The organism is Pseudomonas sp. B3G-3, from assembly GCF_028640915.1.
GTDB classification, from domain to species: domain Bacteria; phylum Pseudomonadota; class Gammaproteobacteria; order Pseudomonadales; family Pseudomonadaceae; genus Aquipseudomonas; species Aquipseudomonas chlororaphis_I.
Genome location: NZ_JAQZAB010000105.1, coordinates 1 through 23,187 on the forward strand (window position 1 = coordinate 1; position 23,187 = coordinate 23,187).

Annotated in this window: 24 protein-coding genes; 8 read left to right on the forward strand and 16 right to left on the reverse strand. The window is 61.5% G+C overall.

All coding sequences use genetic code 11. The annotated features are described in order from the left end of the window. Positions 1 to 70 precede the first annotated feature (70 nt). Together PVZ80_RS15060 and PVZ80_RS15065 are read left to right on the forward strand one after the other, a co-directional pair. A protein-coding gene (locus PVZ80_RS15060; protein WP_202946906.1) for an IS3 family transposase occupies positions 71 to 1,293 on the forward strand; the annotation gives its coding sequence in 2 pieces (ribosomal slippage) (positions 71 to 416 and positions 416 to 1,293; 1,224 coding nt in all). A gap of 49 nt (positions 1,294 to 1,342) precedes the next feature. After that, positions 1,343 to 2,380, forward strand: a complete 1,038-nt coding sequence (locus tag PVZ80_RS15065; RefSeq protein WP_273864132.1) for a YagK/YfjJ domain-containing protein — start codon at positions 1,343 to 1,345, stop codon at positions 2,378 to 2,380. 1 nt (position 2,381) lies between these two features. Here PVZ80_RS15065 and PVZ80_RS15070 read toward each other — a convergent pair whose 3' ends face one another. The 3 genes from PVZ80_RS15070 to PVZ80_RS15080 form a co-directional block, all read right to left on the reverse strand. Beyond that, positions 2,382 to 3,038: a hypothetical protein gene (locus PVZ80_RS15070; protein ID WP_273864133.1), complete on the reverse strand. Its 657-nt coding sequence runs from the start codon at positions 3,036 to 3,038 to the stop codon at positions 2,382 to 2,384. A 39-nt stretch (positions 3,039 to 3,077) separates the two neighbouring features. Next, the gene (locus PVZ80_RS15075) at positions 3,078 to 4,292 is read right to left on the reverse strand and encodes a tyrosine-type recombinase/integrase (protein WP_273864134.1); all 1,215 of its coding nucleotides are present in this window, start codon (positions 4,290 to 4,292) and stop codon (positions 3,078 to 3,080) included. A gap of 205 nt (positions 4,293 to 4,497) precedes the next feature. Beyond that, positions 4,498 to 4,779, reverse strand: coding sequence for a fructose-bisphosphate aldolase (locus PVZ80_RS15080; RefSeq protein WP_135006448.1), 282 nt, complete (start codon positions 4,777 to 4,779; stop codon positions 4,498 to 4,500). Between the two features lie 574 nt (positions 4,780 to 5,353). Between PVZ80_RS15080 and PVZ80_RS15085 the strand changes: the two genes are divergently transcribed. Both PVZ80_RS15085 and PVZ80_RS15090 read left to right on the forward strand, forming a co-directional pair. Beyond that, positions 5,354 to 6,331: a hypothetical protein gene (locus PVZ80_RS15085; protein WP_273864135.1), complete on the forward strand. Its 978-nt coding sequence runs from the start codon at positions 5,354 to 5,356 to the stop codon at positions 6,329 to 6,331. Further along, positions 6,331 to 7,017, forward strand: coding sequence for a hypothetical protein (locus PVZ80_RS15090; protein ID WP_273864136.1), 687 nt, complete (start codon positions 6,331 to 6,333; stop codon positions 7,015 to 7,017). Before PVZ80_RS15085 ends, PVZ80_RS15090 begins: the two co-directional genes overlap by 1 nt. Before the next feature lie 109 nt (positions 7,018 to 7,126). Here the strand turns inward: PVZ80_RS15090 and PVZ80_RS15095 are convergent, their stop codons facing one another. The 10 genes from PVZ80_RS15095 to PVZ80_RS15140 all read right to left on the reverse strand — a co-directional run bounded on the left by PVZ80_RS15095 (position 7,127) and on the right by PVZ80_RS15140 (position 15,629). Then, entirely contained in the window at positions 7,127 to 7,597 is a 471-nt protein-coding gene (locus tag PVZ80_RS15095) for a GNAT family N-acetyltransferase (protein ID WP_273864137.1), read from the reverse strand. Positions 7,598 to 7,661: 64 nt separating this feature from the next. Then, positions 7,662 to 8,081, reverse strand: coding sequence for a DUF6691 family protein (locus PVZ80_RS15100; RefSeq protein WP_273864138.1), 420 nt, complete (start codon positions 8,079 to 8,081; stop codon positions 7,662 to 7,664). Positions 8,082 to 8,083: 2 nt separating this feature from the next. Further along, positions 8,084 to 8,518: a YeeE/YedE family protein gene (locus tag PVZ80_RS15105; protein ID WP_009048441.1), complete on the reverse strand. Its 435-nt coding sequence runs from the start codon at positions 8,516 to 8,518 to the stop codon at positions 8,084 to 8,086. 206 nt (positions 8,519 to 8,724) lie between these two features. Beyond that, a complete protein-coding gene (locus PVZ80_RS15110) occupies positions 8,725 to 9,378 on the reverse strand; it encodes a DUF2931 family protein (protein ID WP_273864139.1) in 654 nt (217 codons plus the stop codon). Between the two features lie 75 nt (positions 9,379 to 9,453). After that, positions 9,454 to 10,107 carry a DUF2931 family protein gene (locus PVZ80_RS15115; RefSeq protein ID WP_273864140.1) on the reverse strand — a complete coding sequence of 218 codons (654 nt, stop codon included), beginning with the start codon at positions 10,105 to 10,107 and terminating at the stop codon, positions 9,454 to 9,456. A gap of 55 nt (positions 10,108 to 10,162) precedes the next feature. Beyond that, positions 10,163 to 10,816 (reverse strand): DUF2931 family protein, encoded by a 654-nt coding sequence (locus PVZ80_RS15120; RefSeq protein WP_273864141.1) that lies wholly within the window; start codon positions 10,814 to 10,816, stop codon positions 10,163 to 10,165. After that, the gene (locus PVZ80_RS15125) at positions 10,816 to 12,405 is read right to left on the reverse strand and encodes a phospholipase effector Tle1 domain-containing protein (protein ID WP_273864142.1); all 1,590 of its coding nucleotides are present in this window, start codon (positions 12,403 to 12,405) and stop codon (positions 10,816 to 10,818) included. The genes PVZ80_RS15120 and PVZ80_RS15125 overlap by 1 nt, the downstream gene beginning before the upstream one ends. A gap of 206 nt (positions 12,406 to 12,611) precedes the next feature. After that, positions 12,612 to 13,436, reverse strand: a complete 825-nt coding sequence (locus tag PVZ80_RS15130) for a sulfite exporter TauE/SafE family protein (protein WP_103331714.1) — start codon at positions 13,434 to 13,436, stop codon at positions 12,612 to 12,614. Continuing rightward, positions 13,433 to 14,710 (reverse strand): NAD(P)/FAD-dependent oxidoreductase, encoded by a 1,278-nt coding sequence (locus tag PVZ80_RS15135; protein WP_124339980.1) that lies wholly within the window; start codon positions 14,708 to 14,710, stop codon positions 13,433 to 13,435. The genes PVZ80_RS15130 and PVZ80_RS15135 overlap by 4 nt, the downstream gene beginning before the upstream one ends. 34 nt (positions 14,711 to 14,744) lie before the next feature. After that, on the reverse strand, positions 14,745 to 15,629 hold the full coding sequence (locus PVZ80_RS15140) for an MBL fold metallo-hydrolase (RefSeq protein ID WP_016701766.1): 885 nt from the start codon (positions 15,627 to 15,629) through the stop codon (positions 14,745 to 14,747). 240 nt (positions 15,630 to 15,869) lie between these two features. Here PVZ80_RS15140 and PVZ80_RS15145 point away from each other — a divergent pair, with 240 nt between their 5' ends. Beyond that, the gene (locus tag PVZ80_RS15145; protein ID WP_273864143.1) at positions 15,870 to 17,192 is read left to right on the forward strand and encodes a sigma-54 interaction domain-containing protein; all 1,323 of its coding nucleotides are present in this window, start codon (positions 15,870 to 15,872) and stop codon (positions 17,190 to 17,192) included. A gap of 894 nt (positions 17,193 to 18,086) precedes the next feature. Here PVZ80_RS15145 and PVZ80_RS15150 read toward each other — a convergent pair. Next, on the reverse strand, positions 18,087 to 18,620 hold the full coding sequence (locus PVZ80_RS15150) for a GNAT family N-acetyltransferase (RefSeq protein WP_101282242.1): 534 nt from the start codon (positions 18,618 to 18,620) through the stop codon (positions 18,087 to 18,089). A gap of 189 nt (positions 18,621 to 18,809) precedes the next feature. On the opposite strand from PVZ80_RS15150, the gene PVZ80_RS15155 reads away from it, so the two are divergent. The 3 genes from PVZ80_RS15155 (at position 18,810) to PVZ80_RS15165 (ending at position 20,970) form a co-directional block, all read left to right on the forward strand. Next, positions 18,810 to 20,309 (forward strand): helix-turn-helix transcriptional regulator, encoded by a 1,500-nt coding sequence (locus PVZ80_RS15155; RefSeq protein WP_273864144.1) that lies wholly within the window; start codon positions 18,810 to 18,812, stop codon positions 20,307 to 20,309. Positions 20,310 to 20,458: 149 nt separating this feature from the next. Then, positions 20,459 to 20,710 (forward strand): CsbD family protein, encoded by a 252-nt coding sequence (locus PVZ80_RS15160; protein ID WP_273864145.1) that lies wholly within the window; start codon positions 20,459 to 20,461, stop codon positions 20,708 to 20,710. Between the two features lie 11 nt (positions 20,711 to 20,721). Next, positions 20,722 to 20,970 (forward strand): DUF1652 domain-containing protein, encoded by a 249-nt coding sequence (locus tag PVZ80_RS15165; protein ID WP_009048452.1) that lies wholly within the window; start codon positions 20,722 to 20,724, stop codon positions 20,968 to 20,970. Positions 20,971 to 21,111: 141 nt separating this feature from the next. Here PVZ80_RS15165 and PVZ80_RS15170 read toward each other — a convergent pair whose 3' ends face one another. Together PVZ80_RS15170 and PVZ80_RS15175 are read right to left on the reverse strand one after the other, a co-directional pair. Then, a complete protein-coding gene (locus tag PVZ80_RS15170) occupies positions 21,112 to 22,506 on the reverse strand; it encodes a sensor histidine kinase (RefSeq protein ID WP_009048453.1) in 1,395 nt (464 codons plus the stop codon). Further along, on the reverse strand, positions 22,484 to 23,167 hold the full coding sequence (locus PVZ80_RS15175) for a response regulator transcription factor (protein ID WP_007930717.1): 684 nt from the start codon (positions 23,165 to 23,167) through the stop codon (positions 22,484 to 22,486). Before PVZ80_RS15175 ends, PVZ80_RS15170 begins: the two co-directional genes overlap by 23 nt. Positions 23,168 to 23,187: the final 20 nt, after the last annotated feature.

The window sequence follows — 23,187 nt, forward strand, 5'->3', positions numbered from 1 at the left end:
TGAACGAGCCCCTTGAAACACAGGACACCGTTTCCCCCTTACCATAAGGGATAGGCAAACGACTGTGTTTATGACTACCAGCAAAGACAAAAGCATCGAAGTGCTCGGCCAGGAGCGGCGTCGCCGTTGGAGCGTCGAGGAGAAATTAACCATGGTGCGCGAGAGCCTGGAGCCTGGGCAAAGCGTCTCGGTGGTGGCCCGGCGCAACGGCATCAATCCCAACCAACTGTTCCACTGGCGCAAGCTCTACCAGGACGGCAGCCTTTCGGCAGTCAGTGCCGGTGAAGCGGTGGTGCCTGCTTCCGAGCTGGCCGATGCCCTCAAGCAGATCCGCGAACTGCAACGGATGCTGGGCAAGAAGACCATGGAGGCTGAAATCCTCAAGGAAGCGGTGGAGATCGCCCGCTCGCGAAAATGGATTGCGCACTCACCCTTGTTGCCGGGGGACGACCAGTGAAAGCGGTCAGTGAGAGTCTCGGTGTGGCGCGCTCGCAATTGACGGCTCGGCTCAAACAGCCCACTCCGGGGGCGCAGCCGCGTCGTCGCCGGACGCTCAACGATGCGGCCCTGGTCGAGCGGATCAAGCAGGCCGTCGGCGCATTGCCCAGCTATGGCTATCGCCGGGTCTGGGGCCTTTTGCGTCGACAGCATGAGCAGCAGGCCCAGCCACCGATCAACGTGAAGCGGGTATACCGCGTCATGCGAGACCACGACCTGTTGCTGGAGCGCCGGCGCAAGCAGCCGGGGGTGGCGCGGCGTCATGAAGGTCGCGTCGCGGTGGACACGAGCAACACCCGCTGGTGTTCGGATGGCTTCGAGTTTCGCTGCGAGGACGGCGAAAAACTGCGTGTAACCTTCGCTCTGGATTGCTGCGACCGTGAGGCCATCAGTTGGGTGGCCAGCCCAAATGGCTACAGTGGCGACGATGTTCGAGATGTGATGCTGGAAGCTATCGAGCAACGCTTTGGTGACCAGCTACCGACATCGCCGGTGCAATGGCTGAGCGATAACGGCTCGGCCTATACCGCTGAACAGACCCGGGGCTTTGCCCGGCAGATCGGCCTGCTGCCCCTGACAACTCCGGTGTGCAGCCCGCAGAGCAACGGCATGGCGGAGAGCTTCGTGAAGACTATGAAGCGTGACTACATCCGTCACATGCCCAAGCCCGATCGAGCGACGGCCCTGCGTAACCTGGCCATCGCCTTCGAGCATTACAACGAGGAACATCCGCACAGCGCACTGAACTACCGCTCACCTCGGGAGTTCAGGCGCCTGGCTGAGGCATCAACTTAACGGGGTGCCGGTGTCCGGTTTGATAGGGGCAAGTCCACATGAGTCGTACATGCACGCTGACATCAACGGCGAGACGGTTGAGCAGTATACCGATCAAGCGTTGTTGGCGAGTGATATTCGTTCAATTGTCGGTGTGATGGCGCGCCTGAAGGTCTTTGAGAAAGGGTTGTTTCTTCCTCGTACAACCGCAATGTCTAAACAGAAGAAGGTCAGAATGCTGGAGCAGGACTGTCTAGGCTTGCTAAATGTGGACTTTGGGATGATCAAGGAGGTTTATCCCTGTCATGAGTTTAATCCGCTGCTGAAAGTCTTTATGAAGCACTTTGTCGGGGTAGAGCTAAGGACGGATGTGTATAAGGTCGAGTTGCTTCAATCTGATGAGTTGTCCCTGCTCCATGACTTGACCGAAAAGGTTAAGCAGGAAATCCGTGGGGTGGAGTTTCAAAAGGTTTTGAAAGGTTTTAGCCGGCCTGCTAATAAGAATTATAAAAGTCTGGTTGAGTATAACGAAGCGTTGTTCGTGCGTTATGCCAGGATGCTAGTGATTCGTGTCGATTTCACCTATAGGAGCCAGTACTGTGTTCCTCGCGGAGATGTGGCCATAACCCATGCCGAAGCCAAAAGACATCGTAAAGCCTTACTGAAATATCTCAGGAGTTCTAAGTCGCCGGGTGTCGTAGGGTATGCGTGGAAACTGGAATATGGCCTTGATAAATCCTACCACTATCACTTTTTGTTGTTTTTGAATGGAGTCGATCATCGGGAAGATATCGTCATCGCCAAGATTCTGGGGGAATACTGGGTGGACACAGTGACTGAAGGGAAAGGGATTTATTACAACTGCAACAAAAACAAGGCGGCGTTTGAAAAGAAAGGGATCTTAGGGGTTGGCATGATCAGTCATCATCAAACCAGTCTGAGGGCGGGGTTAAGCCTTGTTGCGGCATATCTGACTAAACCGGATTACTTTATCCGAATGATCGCACCTGACGGAGGCAGGTGCTTCGGGAAAGGAGGAAAGGCATCTCCCAAGGAAACAAAGCGAGGTAGGCCCAGAAAGCAGCCTGAGGCACTACCAAGTGATTAGCTTAATCATTGCCTAGGAATGCAGCCCTGCATGCAGAGCCGTCTTTCTTCATCCAATCTGTCATGAGGTTGGCAAGGTGTGAAGGGGTAAGATGCATGCTCGCACTTTTATTTAATTTTATGGCTTCATCGTAAAGGTAGTTCGCAGCGTCTCGCTCTTTCTTCCAACCCCCTTCCGGTCGATGCGAACTGATTAAAGCCGCCATTTTGTTCTGATTCTCTTGGCTGTTCTTTGATCGCCCGCGAGCTCCTTCATTAATTCGGGGCTGGACCAGTCCACTTGCATATCCCTCGAAGTAGCTGGCGTGACAGATAAGCTTGAAAGCGCTAGCCATTAAATTTTGACGGTATTCGGCTTCGGACAGCAGGAGATAGGTGAGAGCGATTAAGGTGTTCTTTCGTTCATGGGTGATTTGCGAAGATGAGTTACTTATCACCCATTGAGATGTCTTCTGGTCTTTGTGTTTGTCTCCAGTTTGTATTTCAGTTGTTATGGTGCTTTTAATGTGGTCGTAGTCGTCGTGAAGGGCGTAAGTCACCAAGTATTTCAAAGAATCTTCTATTCGAAGTCTTTCGTTCTTCCAGTTTGTGCGTAGTGCCTCTGTTAGACACTCTAATTCATGCAGGGCTTCAGCTTGAGGTTGCGGCAAGTTGGTCATTTCGATTCCTTCGGCATGCAGGCTTGATAACCTAAACACTCAGACTTCGAGATTGTTATTGAGCGTTGGTTTGAGAAAAGTCGCCCAGTCCTTCATGAGCAGTCGGCGTTTATCGAGAAAGTCCGAACGCGAATAAGCCCCTTCAGTCTGGTCGCGTTCATCATGCGCCAGAGCCATCTCGCAAACCTCACGAGGGTAGTGGGTACATTCCCCAGCCCAGTCTCTAAATGATGAACGAAAGCCGTGTCGTGTGATGTGTTCGTATTTCATGCCGTGTAGGAGCGTTCGTATGGCGTTTGCGTGCATGACCCCTGACTTGCCCTGGCCTGGAAATAGAAACGGGCTATCACTTCGCTCAAAGCTCTTCACCAGCGTCACGACTTCTTCAGCAAGTGGAATTACGAATGCTACCCGCATCTTCATCCGCTCGTCTGGCAGCGACCAAGTACCAGCTTCCAAATCAAACTCGTCCCAACGAGCGAACCTCACCATGTGAGCGCGGGCGCTGGTCATGATCAGCAATTGAGCTGCAAGGGAGGCCGGTGCCGTGTTTGTACTGAGCTTTGTCATCAGAGCTGGCACGTCCTGCCACCGCAAGGCTTCGAAGTGCTCGCGTTTGCGAGCCTTCTTCTTTTCAGCACGACTTAGCAGATTCTCTAAGTGACCACGCCACCGTGCAGGGTTCTCACCTTCTCGCAGGTTGTGTGACTTGGCTGCATCCAGAACTTGTTCAATCTGGCCACGTACCTCGTCAGCGGTTCTGGTTTTGGTGGCCCAAATGGGTTGCAGCACCTTGAGCACCTGAGGCGTACCTATCTCATCGGCAGACAACTTGCCGATATGGTCAAACGCATACAGCTCCAGCTTGCGCAGCCAGCCTTTGCGCCATTTCTCTGACCAGGTGCCCCCGTGGGCATCACAGTATTCTTTCGCGAGCGTCTCGAACTTCAGCTGTTTAGCCTCGCTGGATCGCTGTGCTTCGCGTTGGGCTGCGCGTTCGATGTCGCGAACGGCTAACGGATCTACACCGTCGCTCACTTGAGTGCGTTTGGCGCTGGCGGCGAGCCTGGCCTTTTTCAGAGTCACTTCAGGGAATGAGCCCAAGCCCATCTCTCTACGGCGACCTGCCAGTTGGAAGCGAAGTGTCCAGGATTTACTCCCGCTAGGTTTGATTTCCAACCGTAGCCCATCCCCATCTTCATAGGTGCCGGGTTCGGTCAGGTTTTCGACTTGTTTCGGATTCAGCTTACCCATTGGATTTCCCCTGTCGTCCCTTTTGTCCCCCCACCTGTCCCCCCACTTCATCGTCGGATGAAGTCAAATGGCGTTGAACGCCATCGGACAGAGGAATGCCTGAAACCCCTGGAATAGCTAAGCTATCAGGTGGATTCTCGGATGGGGTAGGATTATTTTGGACAATTAAAAAGCCGGCTTGTGGCCGGCTTTCTTTGACTGTGGATCACGCACTAAAGGCGCGCGTTTCAATCACCGCCAACACATCCCGCACATCCTGCAGCAACAACCGGGCGGTATTGGTCACGGTGCCAATGTCCTTTTCGCTGGAGTCTCGCAACGTAGTGCAGGCCATCAAATTCAGGTAATCGAGAGTGGTGAGCAAACGCTCGCTGGCGCATGCATGTAGATCTGCTAAAGGCGCGTGGCTATCGATAAACAGCACCGGCCCATCGCTAGCAATTGGGGTCAGAGGAATAAAGCGTTCAGATGCATCTTGAGTTTTCATGGTGTCGTCCTTTTCAAGAATGAAAAAGTTGCCACCTGATTGCTGCGAATCAATTGGGTGGCAGCTGTACGCGGGTTCGCAGACCGAGGAAAAGAAGAAACCCGGCAGACCCGAAGGTCTCCCACGCACAGCCGCCATGAAGCGAAACGCAGGCGAAGTTTGCCTGAGTTGTCATTGGCGGTGTAGTTCGACTTTTCTGTAGGGCTGCGAAACCCTGTCGCTGACCGGAATCAGCAGACGTGAAAACTATAGGTGTGAGGCGGATTCGGGACAACGGCAGGGCTGTAGGAAAGGTCTCGATTGTGGGTAGGGCGAGGCTGAGTCGTTGATCCTTGTCGCAAGCGAGGTGGTCACTACTGGATCAGTTACCGCAGGTCTAGACCTTGGGGGAGCGTCCGTCATTCAGCCACTGAGGCATATCTGAAGAATCGTGGTGTGCCGGTTTGGGGCCGCTGCGCGCCCCATCGCAGCCTCGCGGGCTCGGCAGCGGCTACAGGGCCGCAGCAATACTCTCTAATCCCCCAATCAACTTTGCTATCCTGCGCGCCTTTTACCCATTGCAAGGAGCGCAGGCATGACCCAGTCCGTTGGTGGCGGGAGGCGAGTAGGGGCAGGGACGCGGGGTGGTGTGTCTCGCCTGGGGCATTTTCTATTCCGGTTGGCGCCGGCGCTGTTTGTGGGTATGGCGCTGAGTGTGCCCACGGCCAACGCCAACCCCATCACCACCTACTGCGGCACGCTCGGCGATACGCCGGTGGAGCTGGCGCTTACCTATGACTCGCAATATGGCGGCGGGATGTCCGGCTATTGGTTTAGCGGGGCCGAGCGGTTGCCGATGCCTTTGGAGCTCACGCCGTTTCGTCAGGGCGGGGGGCTGTTGATCAATATCATGGATAACCCGACCTTGCCGGCGGCGGCTGTGTCGTTGCAGCCCTTTGCCGAGGGGGCCGAGGCGTTGCAGGGGGCCTTTGTCGATTTGCGCACGGGCGTGCAGCAGCCGTTGCAGTTGCAGCGGGTGATGCGTTTTGGCGGAAGTCAGCGCGAGGCCTTTGACGGTGAGTTGTTGCAGCCGGCGGCCGACAAGCAGTTCTATTTCAGTGTGCATGCCGTGCGCAATGCCGGGGAGGACACGGGGCGGGTGGACAACATCCGGGTGCTGAGCCGGGCCACCGGCGAGGTGGTGCAGGAGGTGGGCGGGCAGTGGTGCCTGGCTCCGACCGGGACCCGTACCTTGACCTTCGAGCATTTCGATGCCGATTCAAGCATCGATTTCCAGGTGCAGAGCTACAGCTTGAACGGCCCGTACGGCGGTGTGCTGTGCGCGCCGACCCAGTATTACCTGTACCACCCACAGACCCAGGCGTATCTGCGCCATCCGCAGCTGGAGCAGTTCGCCGCGGAAGGCACTGTGCGCTTTGCCGCGGGCGGGCAGATGGAGTTCAGCCAGCAGGACTTTATCAACTTCAGTGCGGGCACCCGGCGTTGGGATTATTACCGTGTGATCAGCCCTGACCGGCTGGAATTCATTCAGTCTGGCGAGGAGCGTTTCTGATGCGGGTGGTTGATTTTTTTCGCGGGCTGGCGGCGTTGTGGCTGGTGTCGTGGCTAGTGCCGGCGCAAGCGGCCCATGGGGTGTACCAGGGCACCTTGGGCAAGCAGGCCATTGTGCTGACACTGGGCAGCCAGAATGCGTTGTACCAGGGGACCTATGCCTACCAGCGCTATCGCACGCCGATCCGCCTCAAGCCGACCTTCAGCTTCAGCAACAAGGTGCTGGCCATGGACGAGCTGGACGAGCAGGGCCTGCCGGTGGCGCGCTTGCAGTTCAACGACCTGATGGTCAGCCGCCAGAGCGAGCAGGTGCGCGGCAGCTGGACCAGCTATCGCACCGGCAAGACCTTGCCCATCGCCCTGAAGCTGGTGGCCCTGGTGAACTCGGACTACTCGTGGCCGCAGCCGAACACCACGCTGTTGCAGAGTGCGTCCACCAAGCGTTGGTATTTCCAGGTGCCGATGCAGGGCAATGACCAGCGGATAACGGCGATCGAGGTGGTGGACAAGGCCAGCGGCAAACCGCTGCAGACCCTGACGCTGATGGCGCCGGGTTGTCTGTATCAAGGGGTGGATATGTTGCAGGTGCAGGCGGAGGGGGAGAGCCTGCGGATCAGTTTGAGCGACTGCAAGGTGCCGGGGTTTCAGTGGGATGAGGGGAGTGGGCGGTTTGAGGCTTTGCCCTGAGTCGGGTTTGGTTTTGTAGGTTGGTCTTGGTGGTTATTCAGACAGGCCGTGTTTGCAGGTTTGGCGACTGCTGCGCAGTCGGGCGCAGCCTCGCGTTGCTCGGCAGCGGCTACAGGTTGTGCGTTGTCTGATCTAGCTCGCGTTGCATGATCAGGGTGCGTTCCTCGCCATGGTATTGCTCGCGCAGGGTACGAAAGCCCAGGTTGGCGTAGAAGCCTTCGGCGGTGATCGAGGAGGGCACGGTCAGCTGAGTGATGCCGGCGCTCAGGGCCTGGTGTTCGAGTTTGGCCATCAGTTGGCGGCCGACGCCCTGGCCTTGCCTTTCCGGGGCGACGAAGACCGAGCGCACCACCTGGCCGTCGAGGCTGGCGGTGCCGACGATTTCGCCGGCCGCCTGGGCCACCCAGACCTGGCGTTTGCTCAATAACTGGCGCACGGCGGGCGGGCTGAAGTTTTGCCGCACCTGGGCGATCACGGCGGCTGGGTAGTCCTGGGCGTTGCTGGTCTGCAGGGCGGCGATGATCAGGCGGCTGATGGCGTCGGCGTCCTGCTCGTTGGCGGGGCGGATTTCACAGTCCATGTGGGGGCATCCTTCGATCGGTAGACCCGGACACTAACCTTGGCGGGTCTGGTTCGCCAAGGGCTCAGTGCGTGCGGCGCGCTTCCAGCCACTGAAACAGCAGCATGCCCGCCAGCATGGCCAGGACAAATACCCAAGCCTGCCAATGGAGCGTGAACAGCAGGGTCAGCCCCGGCCCCGGGCAGATGCCGGCGATGCCCCAGCCGATGCCGAACAGCAGGCTGCCACCGATCAGGCGGCGGTCGATATCGCGATGGGTGGGCAATTGCATGGTCGCGCCGAGCAGGGCATTGGGCTGTTTGATGGCCCAGTGGAACGGCCACCAGGCAGCGCCGATGGCGCCGAACATCACCAGCGCCAGGGACGGGTCCCACTGGCCCGCCAGGTCCAGAAAGTTCAGGACCTTGGTCGGGTTGGTCATGCCCGACAGCAGCAGGCCGAGGCCAAACAACAGACCGGCGATAAAGGCTGTGACTTTGCGCATGTTCATAGCCCCATCCCGTGGCGCAACAGCCAGACGGTGATAAAGCCGGTCAGCATAAAACTCAGGGTGGCGACCAATGAGCGCGGCGACCATCGGGAGATGCCACAGACCCCATGGCCACTGGTGCAGCCCGCGCTGTAGCGCGTACCCAGGCCCACCAACAGCCCGGCGCCGATCAGGCCGGCGATGCCGCTTTGGAACTCGATTGTCGGCAACACCTGGAACAGCCCCCAGAACAACGGCGCCAGCAGCAGGCCCGAGAGGAACAGGGCCTTTTCGCTCCAGCCTTCGCTGCCTGGTTGCAACAGACTGCCCAGCAAGCCACTGATCCCGGCGATGCGCCCGTTGGCCATCACAAATATGCCGGCGGCCAGGCCAATCAGCGCGCCACCGGCGAGGGCGCTCCAGGGGGTGAAGTGCAGCCAGTCGATGTTCATGGGGAAGGGGACCTTGTGCAGGGGAAGGGTGAGTGGAGTTTAGTCTTTGGGGGGGTGGTGTGATATGTGCGAGGTGGCTAGAGGGGAGTGGTGCTGTCAGGTGGGGAGTTGTCTGCGAGAGCAGCGGTATGTTGCAGAGCATCAGCGTACCCAGTAGGGCGATGAGTACTCTCATTACCAAGGCGTCCCTCTACCAGAAGGGGAGCCTACCAACTGCCATAGGGAATGCCATATTTCTCTATGTACCGCTTGGAGTTCTCGGACTGGGGGTAATAGTGCCCATTTGATTTACCCAGGTGCGGTCCCAGCGGTTCAATCTCCGCCTGGGCGCGGGCGACTTTGATCGGATGACGGCATTCATCCCTTACCCACACTTGAACAATGCCGCCCGGCGCCAGCCCCAGATTGACCGAGGCCATGTAGCTGGCGGTTTGCTGTGGCGTTTCCGGGCAACGACGGGCTGTGGTCTTGCGCATGATCTGTCGGGCCTCTTCCGGGATATCGATCCATACCCGATAGGCTTGTGGTTCAACCACTGATTGCCAGCGCACATAAATACGCTTAGGCAGATCGGCCCCCACCACTGACCAGCCATCGCCTCCAACACCATCCCAGCCCCTGGCCCATTCCTTCTTTAAACCGGGGTCACCACCTGCAGCGGAGCCGCGCCCGGTATGTTTGAAGAGTTGGCTATTGATATCTTCAACGGCAGTGTCCTCGACCCAGACCTTCATGTAGTACGGCTGGGTGAAGCCGAGCTGCCACCAAGGTGCCTTTGGATCATCTTTTCCTGAAAGTGGGTCGGTGGCTTGGCAGCCACTTAACAGTAATGTTCCCAACAGGGCGACGAATAGTCTCATTACCAAAGCGTCCAGTCAGGTAGGTGAGGGGACGTGATTATTAAGCAGCGCGCTTCGATACCAGAAGGGTTCTGCCTACCAACTGCCATAGGGGATGCCGTATTTCTCTATGTACCGCTTGGAGTTCTCGGACAAGGGGTAATAGTGCCCATTTGATTTACCCAGGTGTGGTCCCAGTGGTTCAATTTCAGCTTGGACGCGGGTGACTTTGATTGGGTGATGACATTCATCTCTTACCCAGACCTGGACAATGCCTCCCGGCGCCAGCCCTAGATTGACTGAGGCCATATAGCTGGCGGTTTGCTGTGGCGTTTCCGGGCACCGACGGGCCGTGGTCTTGCGCATGATCTGTCGGGCCTCTTCCGGGATATCGATCCATACCCGATAGGTTTGCGGTTCAACCACCGATTGCCAGCGAACGAAAATGCGTTTGGGCAGGTCGGCACCGATCACCGATTTGCCATCACCACCAACTTCGCTCCAGCCTCTGGCCCATTCCTTTTGGTAACCGAGGTTGCCGCCTGATGCAGTTCCACCACCGGTGCGTCGAAATAGCATTCCGTTGATATCTTCTACTGCGCTGTCTTCGACCCAGACTTTCATGTAGTAGGGTTCGGTAAAGCCAAGCTCCCACCAGGGGTTTTTGGGGTCGTTTTTCCCAGAAAGTGGATCGCTGGCCAGGCAGCCAGTTAGCAGTAGTGCGCCCAGCAAGACGGTGAATGCTCTCATTACCAAAGCGTTCAGTCGGGTAGGTATAGGGGGGCACGTAATAAAGGAGCTCTGCCTACCAACTGCCATAGGGAATGCCGTACTTCTCGATATAGCGCTTGGAGTTCTCGGACAGGGGGTAATAGTGCCCGTTTGATTTACCCTGGTGTGGTCCCAGCGGTTCAATCTCAGCTTGGACGCGGGCGACTTTGATCGGATGACGGCATTCGTCTCTTACCCAAACCTGAACAATTCCACCTGGCGCAAGCCCCAGATTGACCGAGGCCATGTAGCTGGCGGTTTGTTTTGGAGTTTTTGGGCAACGACGGTCGGTCGCTCTGCGCATGATCTGTCGAGCCTCTTCCGGGATGTCGATCCATACCCGATAGGCTTGCGGTTCAACCACCGATTGCCAGCGCACGAAAATGCGTTTGGGCAGGTCGGCACCGATTACGGATTTGCCACCAACACCGACTCCTGTCCATCCCCTTGCAGACTCCCGGTTGTCCTCAGGTTGTCCGCCTGCTGCAGTTCCGCCGCCGGTGCGGCGAAACAGTTTTCCGTTGATATCTTCTACCGCGCTGTCTTCAACCCAGACTTTCATGTAGTTGGGCTCGGTGAAACCAAGATCCCACCAGGGATTTTTGGGGTCGTTTTTTCCGGATAGCGGATCAGTGGCCTGACAGCCAGTCAGCAGCAGTGCGCCCAGCAGGGCGATGAACATTCTCATTACCAAAGCGTCCAGTCAGGTACGTGAGGGTGTTGCGCACGCACGGCATCCACCGTGGGGGCGTTGATATAGACGACTTTAAGGCTGCCACCATCCTGTTTGCCAAGCGGGTGGTTCCAGTGGGCCGAAAGATGGATATAACGCAGCTTGAGCATGGTCTCCTCAGCTGGAGTCGTACTGTAGTCACCGGCGACAAATCTGTCACAAAGGGCTTGCAGCTCTTGCGGTATGGCGTAGTCCGGGTCTTGTTCGTCGATGGTGTTGAAGCGTACGCCGTTCTCCTTGGCCAACTCATACATCACACGCAGATACACCCTCGATAGTCTGTTGCTCATCGGGCGCTTGATCTGCACGCCCACATACACTCGTTTTTGTCGTAAGCCGAGACGGTCCTGCGGATCTTGCGGTAGAACCATCGGCACCGGTGTGACGATTTCCAGCCATTGTGCGGGCCAGCCCTTGGCCAGCCAGCGCGATTTTGCCTGTACCGCGTCTCGGTAAATCGAGGTCTGGGTTACATCAGTATCGAGTGGCACCTCCAGCGCCTGCATTGGGCTGATCAGTACACACTCCTGTACCTCATCCAGATAACCGCCGCCGATATCCGAGTGCGCGCCGGGTAGGGTGATCTCCGTGTGGTCGGGTTTGACCCGGCTCAGGGCAAAGTTGACCCGGTACTCGTCGCGTGCGACCAGTTGGACGACTGAGCGAAAGTAGCGGCGGTCGAGGTGCAGCTTGATGCCTGGGGCAATGGCGCTGCGCACGTTGCCCAGATTACTCACGCCGGCAACCGACGGTACTGTGTCGAACAGGCCGATAAAGCCCATGTCGACATCGCGGCCATACTGCCGGTTGAAGCGGGGGCTGAGTGCATTGGAGTGGTCGTGCAGAATCAGTTCAAGCGGACCCAGCCAGCGTACGACTTCATTGGCAAAATGCCGGGCCGCTGCGGCTCCCCGGCTAAAGCCGAAAGCATCGAAGGTCAACGAGGATATTTCACTGTCGGGATATTGCTCGAAGAAAAATGCAATACGTTCCTTGATCTCACGGAATGCCTTCTGCACACATCCTGCGACTCCTGTGTCGCCACGCCCCGTACCTGAGGTTATCAGGCTGTCTTTTTTGCCCGTCTGCGTACCGATACCCTCGAGATAAATTGCAAAGGAGGCTCGCTTTTGCAGATCCATGCCTTCGGGTTCTTGGGCGGAAAAGTACAAATCACTCAACCGCTTAACATTACTCACATCATTCCCATAACTACTCTCCGGATCCCTCATATACGGCTTGCAACTACCATCGATATCTCTGGCTTCAATGGCATGCTGCGCCCCGCAAATCTGGCCCATGGCCGAGTTGCTGGCGTTGTTGCCGGTGCCGTCGAAGAACACACCGATGCGCAGCGCCACCTGGACCTTTTCAGGCGGTGGCGCAGGTTCCTTGGCGTATTTCTCATATTGGGCCCAGAGCTGTTCGCCGTAGCTGGGCTGTTCGGTCTCGGCGGCGCGTTCAGCGGGGCGCTGGTTGGGACGCTGGTTGGGATTGGCGGGCCGTAGAAGGCTGGGCATTGGCCCGGGTCCGTTGCTGGCCATGAGTGGTCCTGGTTCAGGCGAAAGGGGCGCTGGAAACCGTACCGGGAATGGCGGGGCAAGGATTTAGGAGGAATCTGCAAGAGGCTGGGCAGGTGCTGATTTGGTTGTAGGGGCGATTGATTGCCGGGATGTTTTTGTTGCCTGGGCGGGCGCTATCGCGAGCAAGCTTCGCTCCTACAGAAGAGCGTTTGCTCGCGATTGCGGGTTCAACGCCAGGCGCCGAGTGCTCCGAGGCTGAGCATCACCGCCGCCAGCATCCCCACCAAGGCAAACAACTGCTGCAGCCGCGGCCCTGCCAGGTAACGGGCGACCTGCCGACCGGCAATCAGCCCCAGCACCGCGCCGCCGGCGAAGGGCGCGCCCACCGCCCAGTGCATCACGCCGCTGAGGCTGGCGGTGATCACGCTGCCGGTGGACACCAGGGCGATCACCGCCAGGGAGGTGGCGACGATGCTTTTGCTGTCGAGGTTGGTGTAGCGGGTCAGCGCCGGGATGATCACGAAGCCGCCGCCGACCCCGAGCAGGCCGGAGAGCAGCCCGGAGAGCATGCCGGTGAAGGTCAGGGCGCGAGCGCAGGGCAGGGTCCAGCGTAGCCGGCCTTGCAGCGGGTTGAGCACGCAGGGGCGGAACTCGGCGCGGGGCGCGGGTTGGCCGTGGCGCAGTTCGCGGGTGGCCTTGAGCAGGATGCGTCCGCAGGCGTACAGCAGCACCGCGGAAAACAGCAGGGCCAGCGGCAGGTTCGGCAGGCGGTGGGCCAGCCACAAACCCAGGGGCGCCATAAGGATGCCGATGGCGGCGACGAAGCCGGCGGCGCGGTAACGCACGATGCCTTCGCGTAGCCCCAGCACCGCGCCCACGGCGGCCGCCAGGCCCACCGCGAGCAGGCCGATGGGCGCGGCCTCGACCATGCTCAGGCCGAGGCCGAACACCAGCAGTGGCACCGCGAGAATCCCACCGCCGGCCCCGGTCAATGCCAGGATCGCCCCGATCAGCGCGCCGAGCCCGGCGCCCAACAAGCTGTACTCACTCATGATTCCGGCAGGTCCGTCACCAGGCTGGGCCGCGCCAGCCACTCATGGCCCTTGAGCATGCCGCGCCAGTACAGCGGCGGCAGGATGCGCTCCTTCAACCACCAGGCGCGGCGGGTCGGCTGACGCCCGTCCAGCAGCCAGGCCGGAAAGCTCGGCGCGACCTTGCCGCCGTAGGTGAATTCGGCGAGGACGATCTTGCCGCGCTCCACGGTCAGCGGGCAGGAGCCGTAACCGTCGTACTGCGCCCGGGTCGGCAGGCGCTTGAGGTTCACCAGCACGTTGGTGGCCACCACCGGCGCCTGCTTGCGCGCCGCCGCGGCGGTTTTCGCGTTGCTGGTATTGGTCCCGTCGCCGAGGCCATGGATGTTGCTGTAGCGCTTGTGTTGCAGGCTGTGCGGGTCGACGTCGATCCAGCCGGCGGCATCCGCCAGCGGGCTGTTACGGATAAAGTCCGGGGCGGTCTGCGGCGGCACCACGTGCAGCATGTCGAAGGGCAGCTCGATGCGTTCCTGCTGGCCATCGGCGTTGTTGCGCACGAAGGTCGCCCGTTTGCCGGGGCCGTCCACCGCCACCAGGTTGTGGCCGAAATCCAGGGCGATGTTGTACTTCTTCACGTACTCCATCAGCGCCGGTACGTAGTCCGGCACGCCGAACAGCACGCCGCCGGCATTCAAAAAGCGTGTGTTGATCTGCCCCAACCGGCCGCTGCGCAGCCAGTGATCGCAGGACAGGTACATGGCTTTCTGTGGCGCGCCGGCGCATTTGATCGGCATCGGCGGCTGGCTGAACAGCGCCTGGCCCTGCTTGAGGTTCTGCGCCAGTTGCCAGGTGTAGGGCGCGAGGTCGTAGCGGTAGTTGGAGGTCACGCCATTCTTGCCCAGGGTTTCGCTCAGGCCGTCGATGGCGTTCCAGTCGAGCTTGAGGCCCGGGCAGACCACCAACTGGTCATAACCCAGCACGCGACCGTCGTTGAGTACCAGGGCATTGTGCTCCGGCTCGAAGCTGCTCACCGCGGCCTGAATCCAGGTCACTCCCTTGGGGATCAGCGAGGCCATGCTGCGGGCGGTGTCTTCGGCGCGGAACACCCCGGCGCCGACCAGGGTCCAGCCGGGCTGGTAATAGTGGGTGTCGGCCGGGTCGATAATGGCGACGTCCAGGTGCGGTTCGCGGCTGATCAGGCTGGACGCGGTGGCAATGCCAGCCGCGCCGCCGCCGACGATCAGCACCTGGTGGCTGCCGTTGACGGCTCGTTGGATGGGGGAAATCGGGCGCATGGCAGCGTCTCCTGGTGGAGTGGCGTTATAGGTTTTAAAGGGCGTTCAGCGGGATCTTCAGGTAGCTCACGCCGTTGTCGTCGGGCTCCGGGAACTGGCCGCTGCGCATGTTGACCTGCACCGAGGGCAGGATCAGCACCGGCATTTCCAGGGTGGCGTCGCGGGCTTCGCGCATGCGCACAAAGGCGTCTTCATCGATCCCTTCATGGATATGGATATTGTTGGCGCGCTGTTCGGCGACCGTGGTCATGTATTGCAGCTCGCGGCCGTTGGGCAGGTAGTCGTGGCACATGAACAGCCGGGTCTGCGGTGGCAGGGCGAGGATCTTGCCGATGGAGCGGTACAGGGTGCGCGCGTCGGCGCCGGGGAAGTCGCAGCGGGCGGTGCCGTAGTCGGGCATGAACAGGGTGTCGCCGACAAAGGCCACGGTCTCCTCACCGACTTGCACCAGATAGGTCATGCACGCCGGGGTATGGCCGGGGGTGTGCAGGGCGCGGGCCTGGAGGTTGCCGATGGCGAAGCGGCTGTCGTCTTCGAGCAACACGTCGAACTGGCTGCCGTCGCGGGCAAAACCCTGGCCTTCATTGAACAACTTGCCGAACACCTGTTGCACCACGGTGATCTGGTTGCCGATCGCCACCCGCGCGCCGAGCTGCGCCTTGAGGTAGGCCGCGGCGGACAGGTGATCGGCGTGCACGTGGGTCTCGAGGATCCAGTCGACCTGGGCATCGAGTTCACGCACCCGGGCAATCAGCTTGTCGGCGGACTCGGTGCGGGTGCGGCCGGACTTGGGGTCGTAGTCCAGCACGCTGTCGATCAACGCGCAGCGCCGGGTGTCGAGGTCCATCACCAGGTAGCTGATGGTCCATGTCTGGTGGTCGAAAAAGGCTTCTACGCACAGCGATGCGCCGATGATCATTGGGCTCTCCGAACAATAGGGTGACGCCGGCCGGGGCGGGCAGTCATCCCTTGGACTGTCAATAAACGTGCCAACCGGCGTGCACTGCTTTTACCGCCCATTCATTGAATTCAAAGGCCTGGGGCGGGCGTTCTGGCTGTCACTGTCAATTGTAGGTGGCAGTCGATTGGCAGTTTCTGGCAGAAAATGGCAGAAGCCGGGCCCTTGGTTTAAGCTGCTGCGCAACGCCCAGGAGTTGCCATGCCCCAGTCCACCCATGCCCTTGCCAATGCTGAAATGTTAGCCCTGATGTCCTATCTGGAACATGACGCGCAGCCGACGATCCTGTTAGACACCGACTACAACATCCTCGCGGCCAACACCGCCTACCAGCGCCAGTTCGGCGTCGAGGGCAAACCCCATGTCGGCGCCAAGTGCTACCGGGTGTCCCATCAGTTCGCGGTGCCCTGCGACCAGGCCGGCGAACATTGCCCGATGCGCAAAGCCTTCGAGACCCGCCTGCCGGAACGCCTGCTGCATATCCATCACACTCCGCGCGGGCCGGAGCATGTGGACGTCGAGCTGCGGCCGATCCTCGGTGACACGGGGCAGGTGGTGGCCTATGTCGAGCGCCTGAGTTCGGTGGCGGTGGCCTCGGTGCAGCCGCAGCAGAAGGGTTTGGTGGGCCGTTCGCCGGCCTTCAACGAGGCCTTGAGCGCCTTGCAGCGGGCGGCGCCGTCGCAGATCCCGGTGCTGCTGCAAGGGGAGTCCGGTACCGGCAAGGAGCTGTTCGCCCGCGCCCTGCACGACGGCAGTCCGCGTGCCAGTGGGCCGCTGGTGGTGGTCGATTGCACCGGCTTGACCGAGACCTTGCTGGAGAGCGAACTGTTCGGCTACGAGAAGGGCGCCTTCACCGGTGCCCTGCAACGCAAGATCGGCCTGGCCGAGGCGGCCCATGGCGGCACCCTGTTTCTCGACGAGATCGGCGAAGTGCCGCTGGCGATGCAGGTCAAGCTGCTGCGGCTGATCGAGTCCGGCAGCTTTCGTCCGGTGGGCAGCCTGCGCACTGTGCATTCGGACTTCCGCCTGGTCTCGGCGACCCACAAGCCGCTCAAGGAAATGGTCGCCGCCGGCACCTTCCGCCAGGACCTGTACTACCGCATCAGCGCCTTCCCGATCCGCCTGCCGGCCCTGCGCGAGCGCAGCGACGACCTGCCGCTGCTGATCGACAGCCTGCTGCAACGCCTGGCGCCGGGCGCGGTGCCACGGGTCGCGCCGCAGGCCCTGGAGCGCCTGGGCCTGTATGCCTACCCGGGCAATATCCGCGAGCTGCGCAATATCCTCGAACGGGCGCGCTTATTCAGCGACGACGGGGTGATCCGGGTCGAGGACCTGCCCGAGGAATTACGCGCCGGCAGCGCCGCCGCCACCACCCAGCCGAGCCGGCGCCGCGCGGGCAAGGACCTGGAGCAACTGGCCCACGCCCTGGAAGTGTTCGAAGGCTCGCGCAGCGAACTGGCCAAGGCCCTGGGCCTGAGCGAACGCACCCTGTACCGACGCCTGAAGGCCCTGGGCATTTCCTGAACCTGTTCACCCCTTGATATCCCGTCCCCGCTCAATGCGTGTAGCCGCTGCCGCAGGCTGCGATCGAGCGGCACGCTCGCGGCGATCTCGCTGGCGCCAGAGCCCCTTCGGGTCTATCGCAGGCTTCGCCAGCGGCTACAGGGATGTGGCGACTTCCTCGATATTCCGGCCCTGCTCAATGCGTGTAGCCGCTGCCGCAGGCTGCGATCGAGCGGCACGCTCGCGGCGATCTCACCGGCGCTGGAGCCCCTTCGGGTCTATCGCAGCCTCGCGGGGCTCGGCAGCGGCTACAGGGAACGGAGACACCCTCGATATTCCGGCCCAGCTCAATGCGTGTAGCCGCTGCCGCAGGCTGCGATCGAGCGGCACGCTCGCGGCGATCTCATCGGCGCCGGAGACCCTTCGGGTCTATCGCAGGCTGCGCCAGCGGCTACAGGGATGCGGCGACATCCTCGATATTCCGGCCCCGCTCAATGCGTGTAGCCGCTGCCGCAGGCTGCGATCGAGCGGAACGCTCGCGGCGATCTTGCCGGCGCCGGAGACCCTGCGGGTCTATCGCAGGCTGCGCCAGCGGCTACAGAGGTGCTGCGATCCTCTCGGTATTCCGGCTCCGCTCAAGGCGCGTGTAGCCGCTGCCGCAGGCTGCGATCGAGCGGCACGCTCGCGGCGATCTTGCCGACGCCGGAGACCCTTCGGGTCTATCGCAGCCTCGCGGGGCTCGGGAGCGGCTACAGGGAACGGGGACACCCTCGATATTCCGCTCCTGCTCAATGCTTGTGTAGCCGCTGCCGCAGGCTGCGATCGAGCGGCACGCTCGCGGCGATCTTGCCGGCGCTGGAGACCCTTCGGGTCTATTGCAGGCTGCGCCAGCGGCTGCAGGGGCGAGCGGGGCGGCTATCGGTCGCCGCGGCCGGGCAGGTCGCAGGCCATTACCCACATCCCTATTTGCTCCAGGTCGGTATTGAAGGGGACCTCGCCTATCTGGCGCAGGCCGGCGCTGGCATAAAAGCGCTGGGCGCCAATGTTGCTCTTGAGCACGTCCAGCCACAGGCAGGGTTCACCCGCATCGGTGGCGCGCTGCAGCACATGCTCAAGCAAGCGGCGACCGTGCCCCTTGCCGGCCTGGGATTTGAGCAGATAGATCTTCTGCAACTCGGCACCGGGAATGCCGCTGCCCGGGGTGGGCCGTGCCCAGTTGAGTTTGGCGAAACCTATGGCCTGCTGTTGCTCGTCCAGGGCCAGCAGCCACAGATGCTCGCTCTTGGCGGCAAGAGAGTCTTGCAGGCTGCGGAGAGAGAAGTCCTGGGCGAGAAACTGCTGTATGCCTTCAGCGCTCCAGATCGAGGAGAAATGCTCGCGGTAGGTGGCGCATCCGATGGCTTGGAGGGCATCGATATCGCGGCTGTCAGCTTCACGGATGGTGATCATGCTTCGCTCCTTGATGGCATTGGCGGATCGGGCCGGGTGCGCAGCTTAGCCTTTGCGCAGGTGAGGCTCCAGTACTCCGCTGTCATTGGCGCGTCAGCTCCAGGGCACGATGACGATGCGCCGTGGTCGTAGCTTCTGCCCCCTTTATCCGCCGCCTTGCCAGGAGTGCCGGGCCTTTCAGGAGCTGACATGAGCCAGGATCTACTCGCCACCGAAACCAATCGCCGCCAGTTGCAGCAGATCATTTCCGGACTGTCCGACGGGGTCATCCTGCTCGAGGCGGACCGGCGTATCGTCTGGGCCAACGAGGCGGCGCTGGCCATGCACGGGGTCGAAGACATCAGTGAGCTGGGCGCCGACGATCGCCAGTACGCCGAGCGTTTCGCCCTGCGTTATCGCAACAATCACCCCCTGGCCCTGGACAGCTACCCGATCAATCGGGTCGCCGCTGGGGAGACTTTCAGCGATGTGGTGGTGGAGGTGCGCAGCGGCGAGGGCGAGGAGGCGCGTACCTGGGTGCATCGGGTGCGCAGCATGATCCTCACCGACCGCGCCGGCGAGGTGGAGTCCCTGGTGCTGATCCTCAGCGACGCCACCGAGTGGGCCAGCGCCGAACAGCGTTTCGAGAAGACCTTCAATTCCAACCCGGCGCCGGCGGTGATCTGCCGCCTCAGCGACCTGCGCTACATCAAGGTCAACCAGGGCTTCCTGGAAATGACCGGCTATGCCCGCGACCAGGTGATCGGCCGCTCGGTGTACGAGGTGGATGTGCTGGAGGGCGCCGAGCGCAAGGACCTGGCCATCGAGCGCCTGAACCAGGGCGCGACCATCCCGCAGATGCAGGCCGAGCTGCGTTTGCCCGAAGGCGGCAGCAAGCTGGTGATAGTCGCCGGCCAGCCGCTGGATATCAACGAAGAAGACTGCATGCTGTTTTCCTTCATGGACCTGGAGCCGCGGCGCAAGGCGGAGGTTGCCCTGCGCCAGAGCGAGGAGCGTTTTGCCAAGGCGTTCCGCCTGACGCCGGTGCCGACCCTGGTGTGCGGCGCCGACAGCCAGCAGATCGTCGACGTCAACGAGGCCTTTCTCGACAGCACCGGTTATGCCGCCGAAGAGCTGCTGGGCAAGACCGTGGAAGAAGTCGGTTTTATCGCCAGCCCGCAGGCCTGCGCCAGCCTGTTCGGCGCCCTGGAGAAAAGCGCCGATGTGCGCAACCTCGACCTCAGGGTGCTGAAGAAGGGCGGCGAACTGCTCGACTGCGTGGTCTCGGCCGACACCGTGAACATCCAGGACAAACCCAGCTACCTGCTGGTGCTGATGGACATCACCGAGCGCAAGCGCTCCGAGCTGGAGCTGGTGTCGGCGATCGAGGAGGTGATGCGCGATGCCTCGTGGTTCAGCCAGACCCTGATCGAAAAGCTGGCCAATGTGCGTAGCGCCAACCAGGCCGAGCAGCCCAGCGCGTCCTTTACCGACCTGACGGCCCGCGAGCGCGATGTGCTGGGGCTGATCTGCGAGGGCCTGGCCGACAAGGAGATCGCCGCGCGCCTGCAGCTGGCGCCCAGCACGGTGCGCAATCACGTGGCCACGGTGTATTCCAAGCTGGCGCTGCACAGCCGCGCCGAGGCCATTGTCTGGGCTCGCGAGCGCGGGCTGTTCAGCGGCGACCGTCGCGGCAAGACGCAGCGCTGAAAGGTGCAGCGCCGACCGGTGCAAATGCACCAGTGCCATCAGTACAAATGGTGCTTCTGCGGCTTCACGGGGTTTCTTAGGCTGGGTGATATGCGGTGCCGTGGCGGACACGGGCCACTCACGAAAATCATCAGCTGAAGGAATGCACGATGCGTAGCGAACAGATCAAAGGTGCGATGGGCACGGCGGCCGGCAAGGCCCAGGGTGCAGTAGGCGAGCTGCTGGACGACCAGCAGATGCGCCTGGAGGGCGCCGCTCGCCAGGCGGCCGGGCAGTTGCAGGAAACCTATGGCGAGGCGCTGGACAGCGTCTCCCGCTTTGTCCGTGACAAACCCCTGGCCAGCGTCGCCATCTTCGCCGGGATCGGCCTGCTGGCCGGCCTGTTGTGGCGTCGCCGCTGAAGGAGGCCTGGGTGATTTCCCAGGCGCAGTTGCGCCGCTACATCGAACAGGGCTTCGCGCCCCTGGCCTGTGCCTTCAGCACCGGCTCCGATTCCACACTGACCCTGCGGGTCTTCGAGCCTGAAAGCGGACGGGTCGACCTGGTGGTCACCGGCATCGACCCGCGCACGCTCGCGACAGAGGCGGACGTGCTGGCGATGATCGAGGAGCTGCTGTACGAGCTGCGCAGCAACTCCATCAGCCTGGTGCACCTGTCCTGACCGGGGAGCCGCCTCTGTAGGAGCGAGGCTTGCCCGCGATGGTGGTGAACGATAACGCGGGTTGTCTGAAACACCGCGTTGTCATGAGGATTTTTCGCGGGCAAGCCTCGCTCCTACAGAAGAAGAACGTGTTTCTCTGTATCAGTCCTTGGCGATCAAGCTCGGCCGGCAATCGAGGCTCAGGCGGGCGCCGCCGCTGTCGCTGCTGCCGACGTCGAGCTTGAAGCCGTGCAGGCTGACGATGGCGGCGACGATGGACAGGCCCAGGCCAAAGCCGCCGTGGGAGTTGCTGTCGTCGACCCGGTAGAAGCGCTGGAACACTGCCTTGCGTTCGGCCTCGGGAATGCCGGGGCCGGAGTCGAGGACTTCCAGGCGCGTGCAGCCGCCATCCTCCATACCACGCAGAATCACCTCGCCGCCCGGCGGGGTGAACTTGATCGAGTTGCTCAACAGATTGGCCAGGGCCTCGAACAGCAGGGCGCGGTCGCCGGTCAGGCTTGGCAGCCTGTCCGGCACATCCAGGGTCAGGGTCAGCTGGCCTTCCTCGGCCAGCGGCAGGTAAAAGTCATACAGCTCGCGCAGCAACGGCAGCGGGTCGAGCTCGACAAACCCCGAGCGGCGCTGGTGGTCCTCGATTTCGGAAATCCGCAGCAGGCCGCGAAAACGCGCCATCAGCCGGTCGGCCTCGGCCAGCACCTGGTCCAGCTGCAAGGCTTCCGGCGTGCCCTCGACCGCCTGTTGCTGCATGCGATACAGCTGCGCGCGCAGGCGGGTCAGCGGGGTGCGCAGGTCGTGGGCGATGTTGTCGCACACGCCCTTGACCTCGTTCATCAGCCGCTCGATGCGGTCGAGCATGGCGTTGACGATGGCCGCCAGCATGTCCAGTTCGTCACGGCGGTTGGACAGCGGCAGGCGGTGGGTCATGTCGCCGGCGACGATCGCCTCGGCGCTGGCCTGGATGCCGCGAATGCGCCGCAGCGGCCGGCGCCTGAGCAGGTGCCAGCCGGCGGCGCCGGGGATGATGGTCAGCGACACGCCCCACAGCAGCGCGTGGAGGATGATCCGCGTCACCGCGAACAGCGAGCCGTTGTCGCGCACCAGGATCAGCCAGCGGCCGTCGCGGGTGTAGGTGGCCACCGCATCGCAACTGTCGCGGGGCAGGCTGGGGTCGTCGGAGTCGATGCAGCTCTTGAGCTCGTGGATCTGCCCGTCCAGCGGCAGGTCGTCGGGGATCTCGCGGATCGGCCCGCTGAGGTAGTGACGCCGCTCGTCGAACAGGCCGTAGGCGTCGATGGCGCGCATGTCGAAGGTCATGCTGGTGGTCAGGGCTTCTTCCAGCTGCTCGCCCTGGAAGCGCGCGAACAGGTGCTGGCGCTGCATCAGCGAGTGCTTGGCGAGGCTTTCCAGGTAGCCGGACACCTCGTAGTACATGACGCCCATGAGGATGCAGCTCCAGGCCACGAACAGTGAACTGTAGAGCGCCAGCAGGCGGCTGCTGGAGGAGCGCCAGCCCTTAGAGGGGTTCAGCAATGACATAACCCGAGCCTCGCACGGTGCGGATCAGCGGGGTCATGCCTGGCGGATCGATTTTTTTACGCAGACGGCCGATATGCACGTCGATCAGGTTGGTGCCCGGGTCGAAGTGATAGCCCCAGACCTCCTCGAAAATCATCATCCGCGAGAGGATCTGGCCGGTGTTGCGCATCAAAAATTCCAGCAGCTTGTATTCGGTGGGCAACAGGCTCAGCAACTGGTCGGCGCGGGTCGCTTCGCGGCTGATCAGGTTCAGCTCCAGGTCGGCCACCCGCAGGCTGGTTTCGAACTCCTGCACCGTGCTCTTGCGTCGCAGCAGCACCTCGACCCGGGCCGCCATTTCGTCGGAGGCGAAGGGTTTGGTCAGGTAGTCGTCGCCGCCGGCGCGCAGGCCGCGCACGCGCTCGTCGACGTCGGACAGGGCGCTGATCATCAGGATCGGCGTCGACACGCCGATGGTGCGCAGGGTGGTGACGATCGCCAGGCCGTCCAGCTCGGGCAGCATGCGGTCGAGGGTGATCAGGTCGTAGTCGCCGCTGACGGCGCGCACCAGGCCTTCGCGACCGTTGTCGACCCAATCCACGTCCAGCCCGTGGCTGCTCAGTTCCGCCACGATTTCGCGGGCGGTTACGGCATCGTCTTCGATGGTCAGAATGCGGGTCATAAGGGCTTACCTGATTGGGG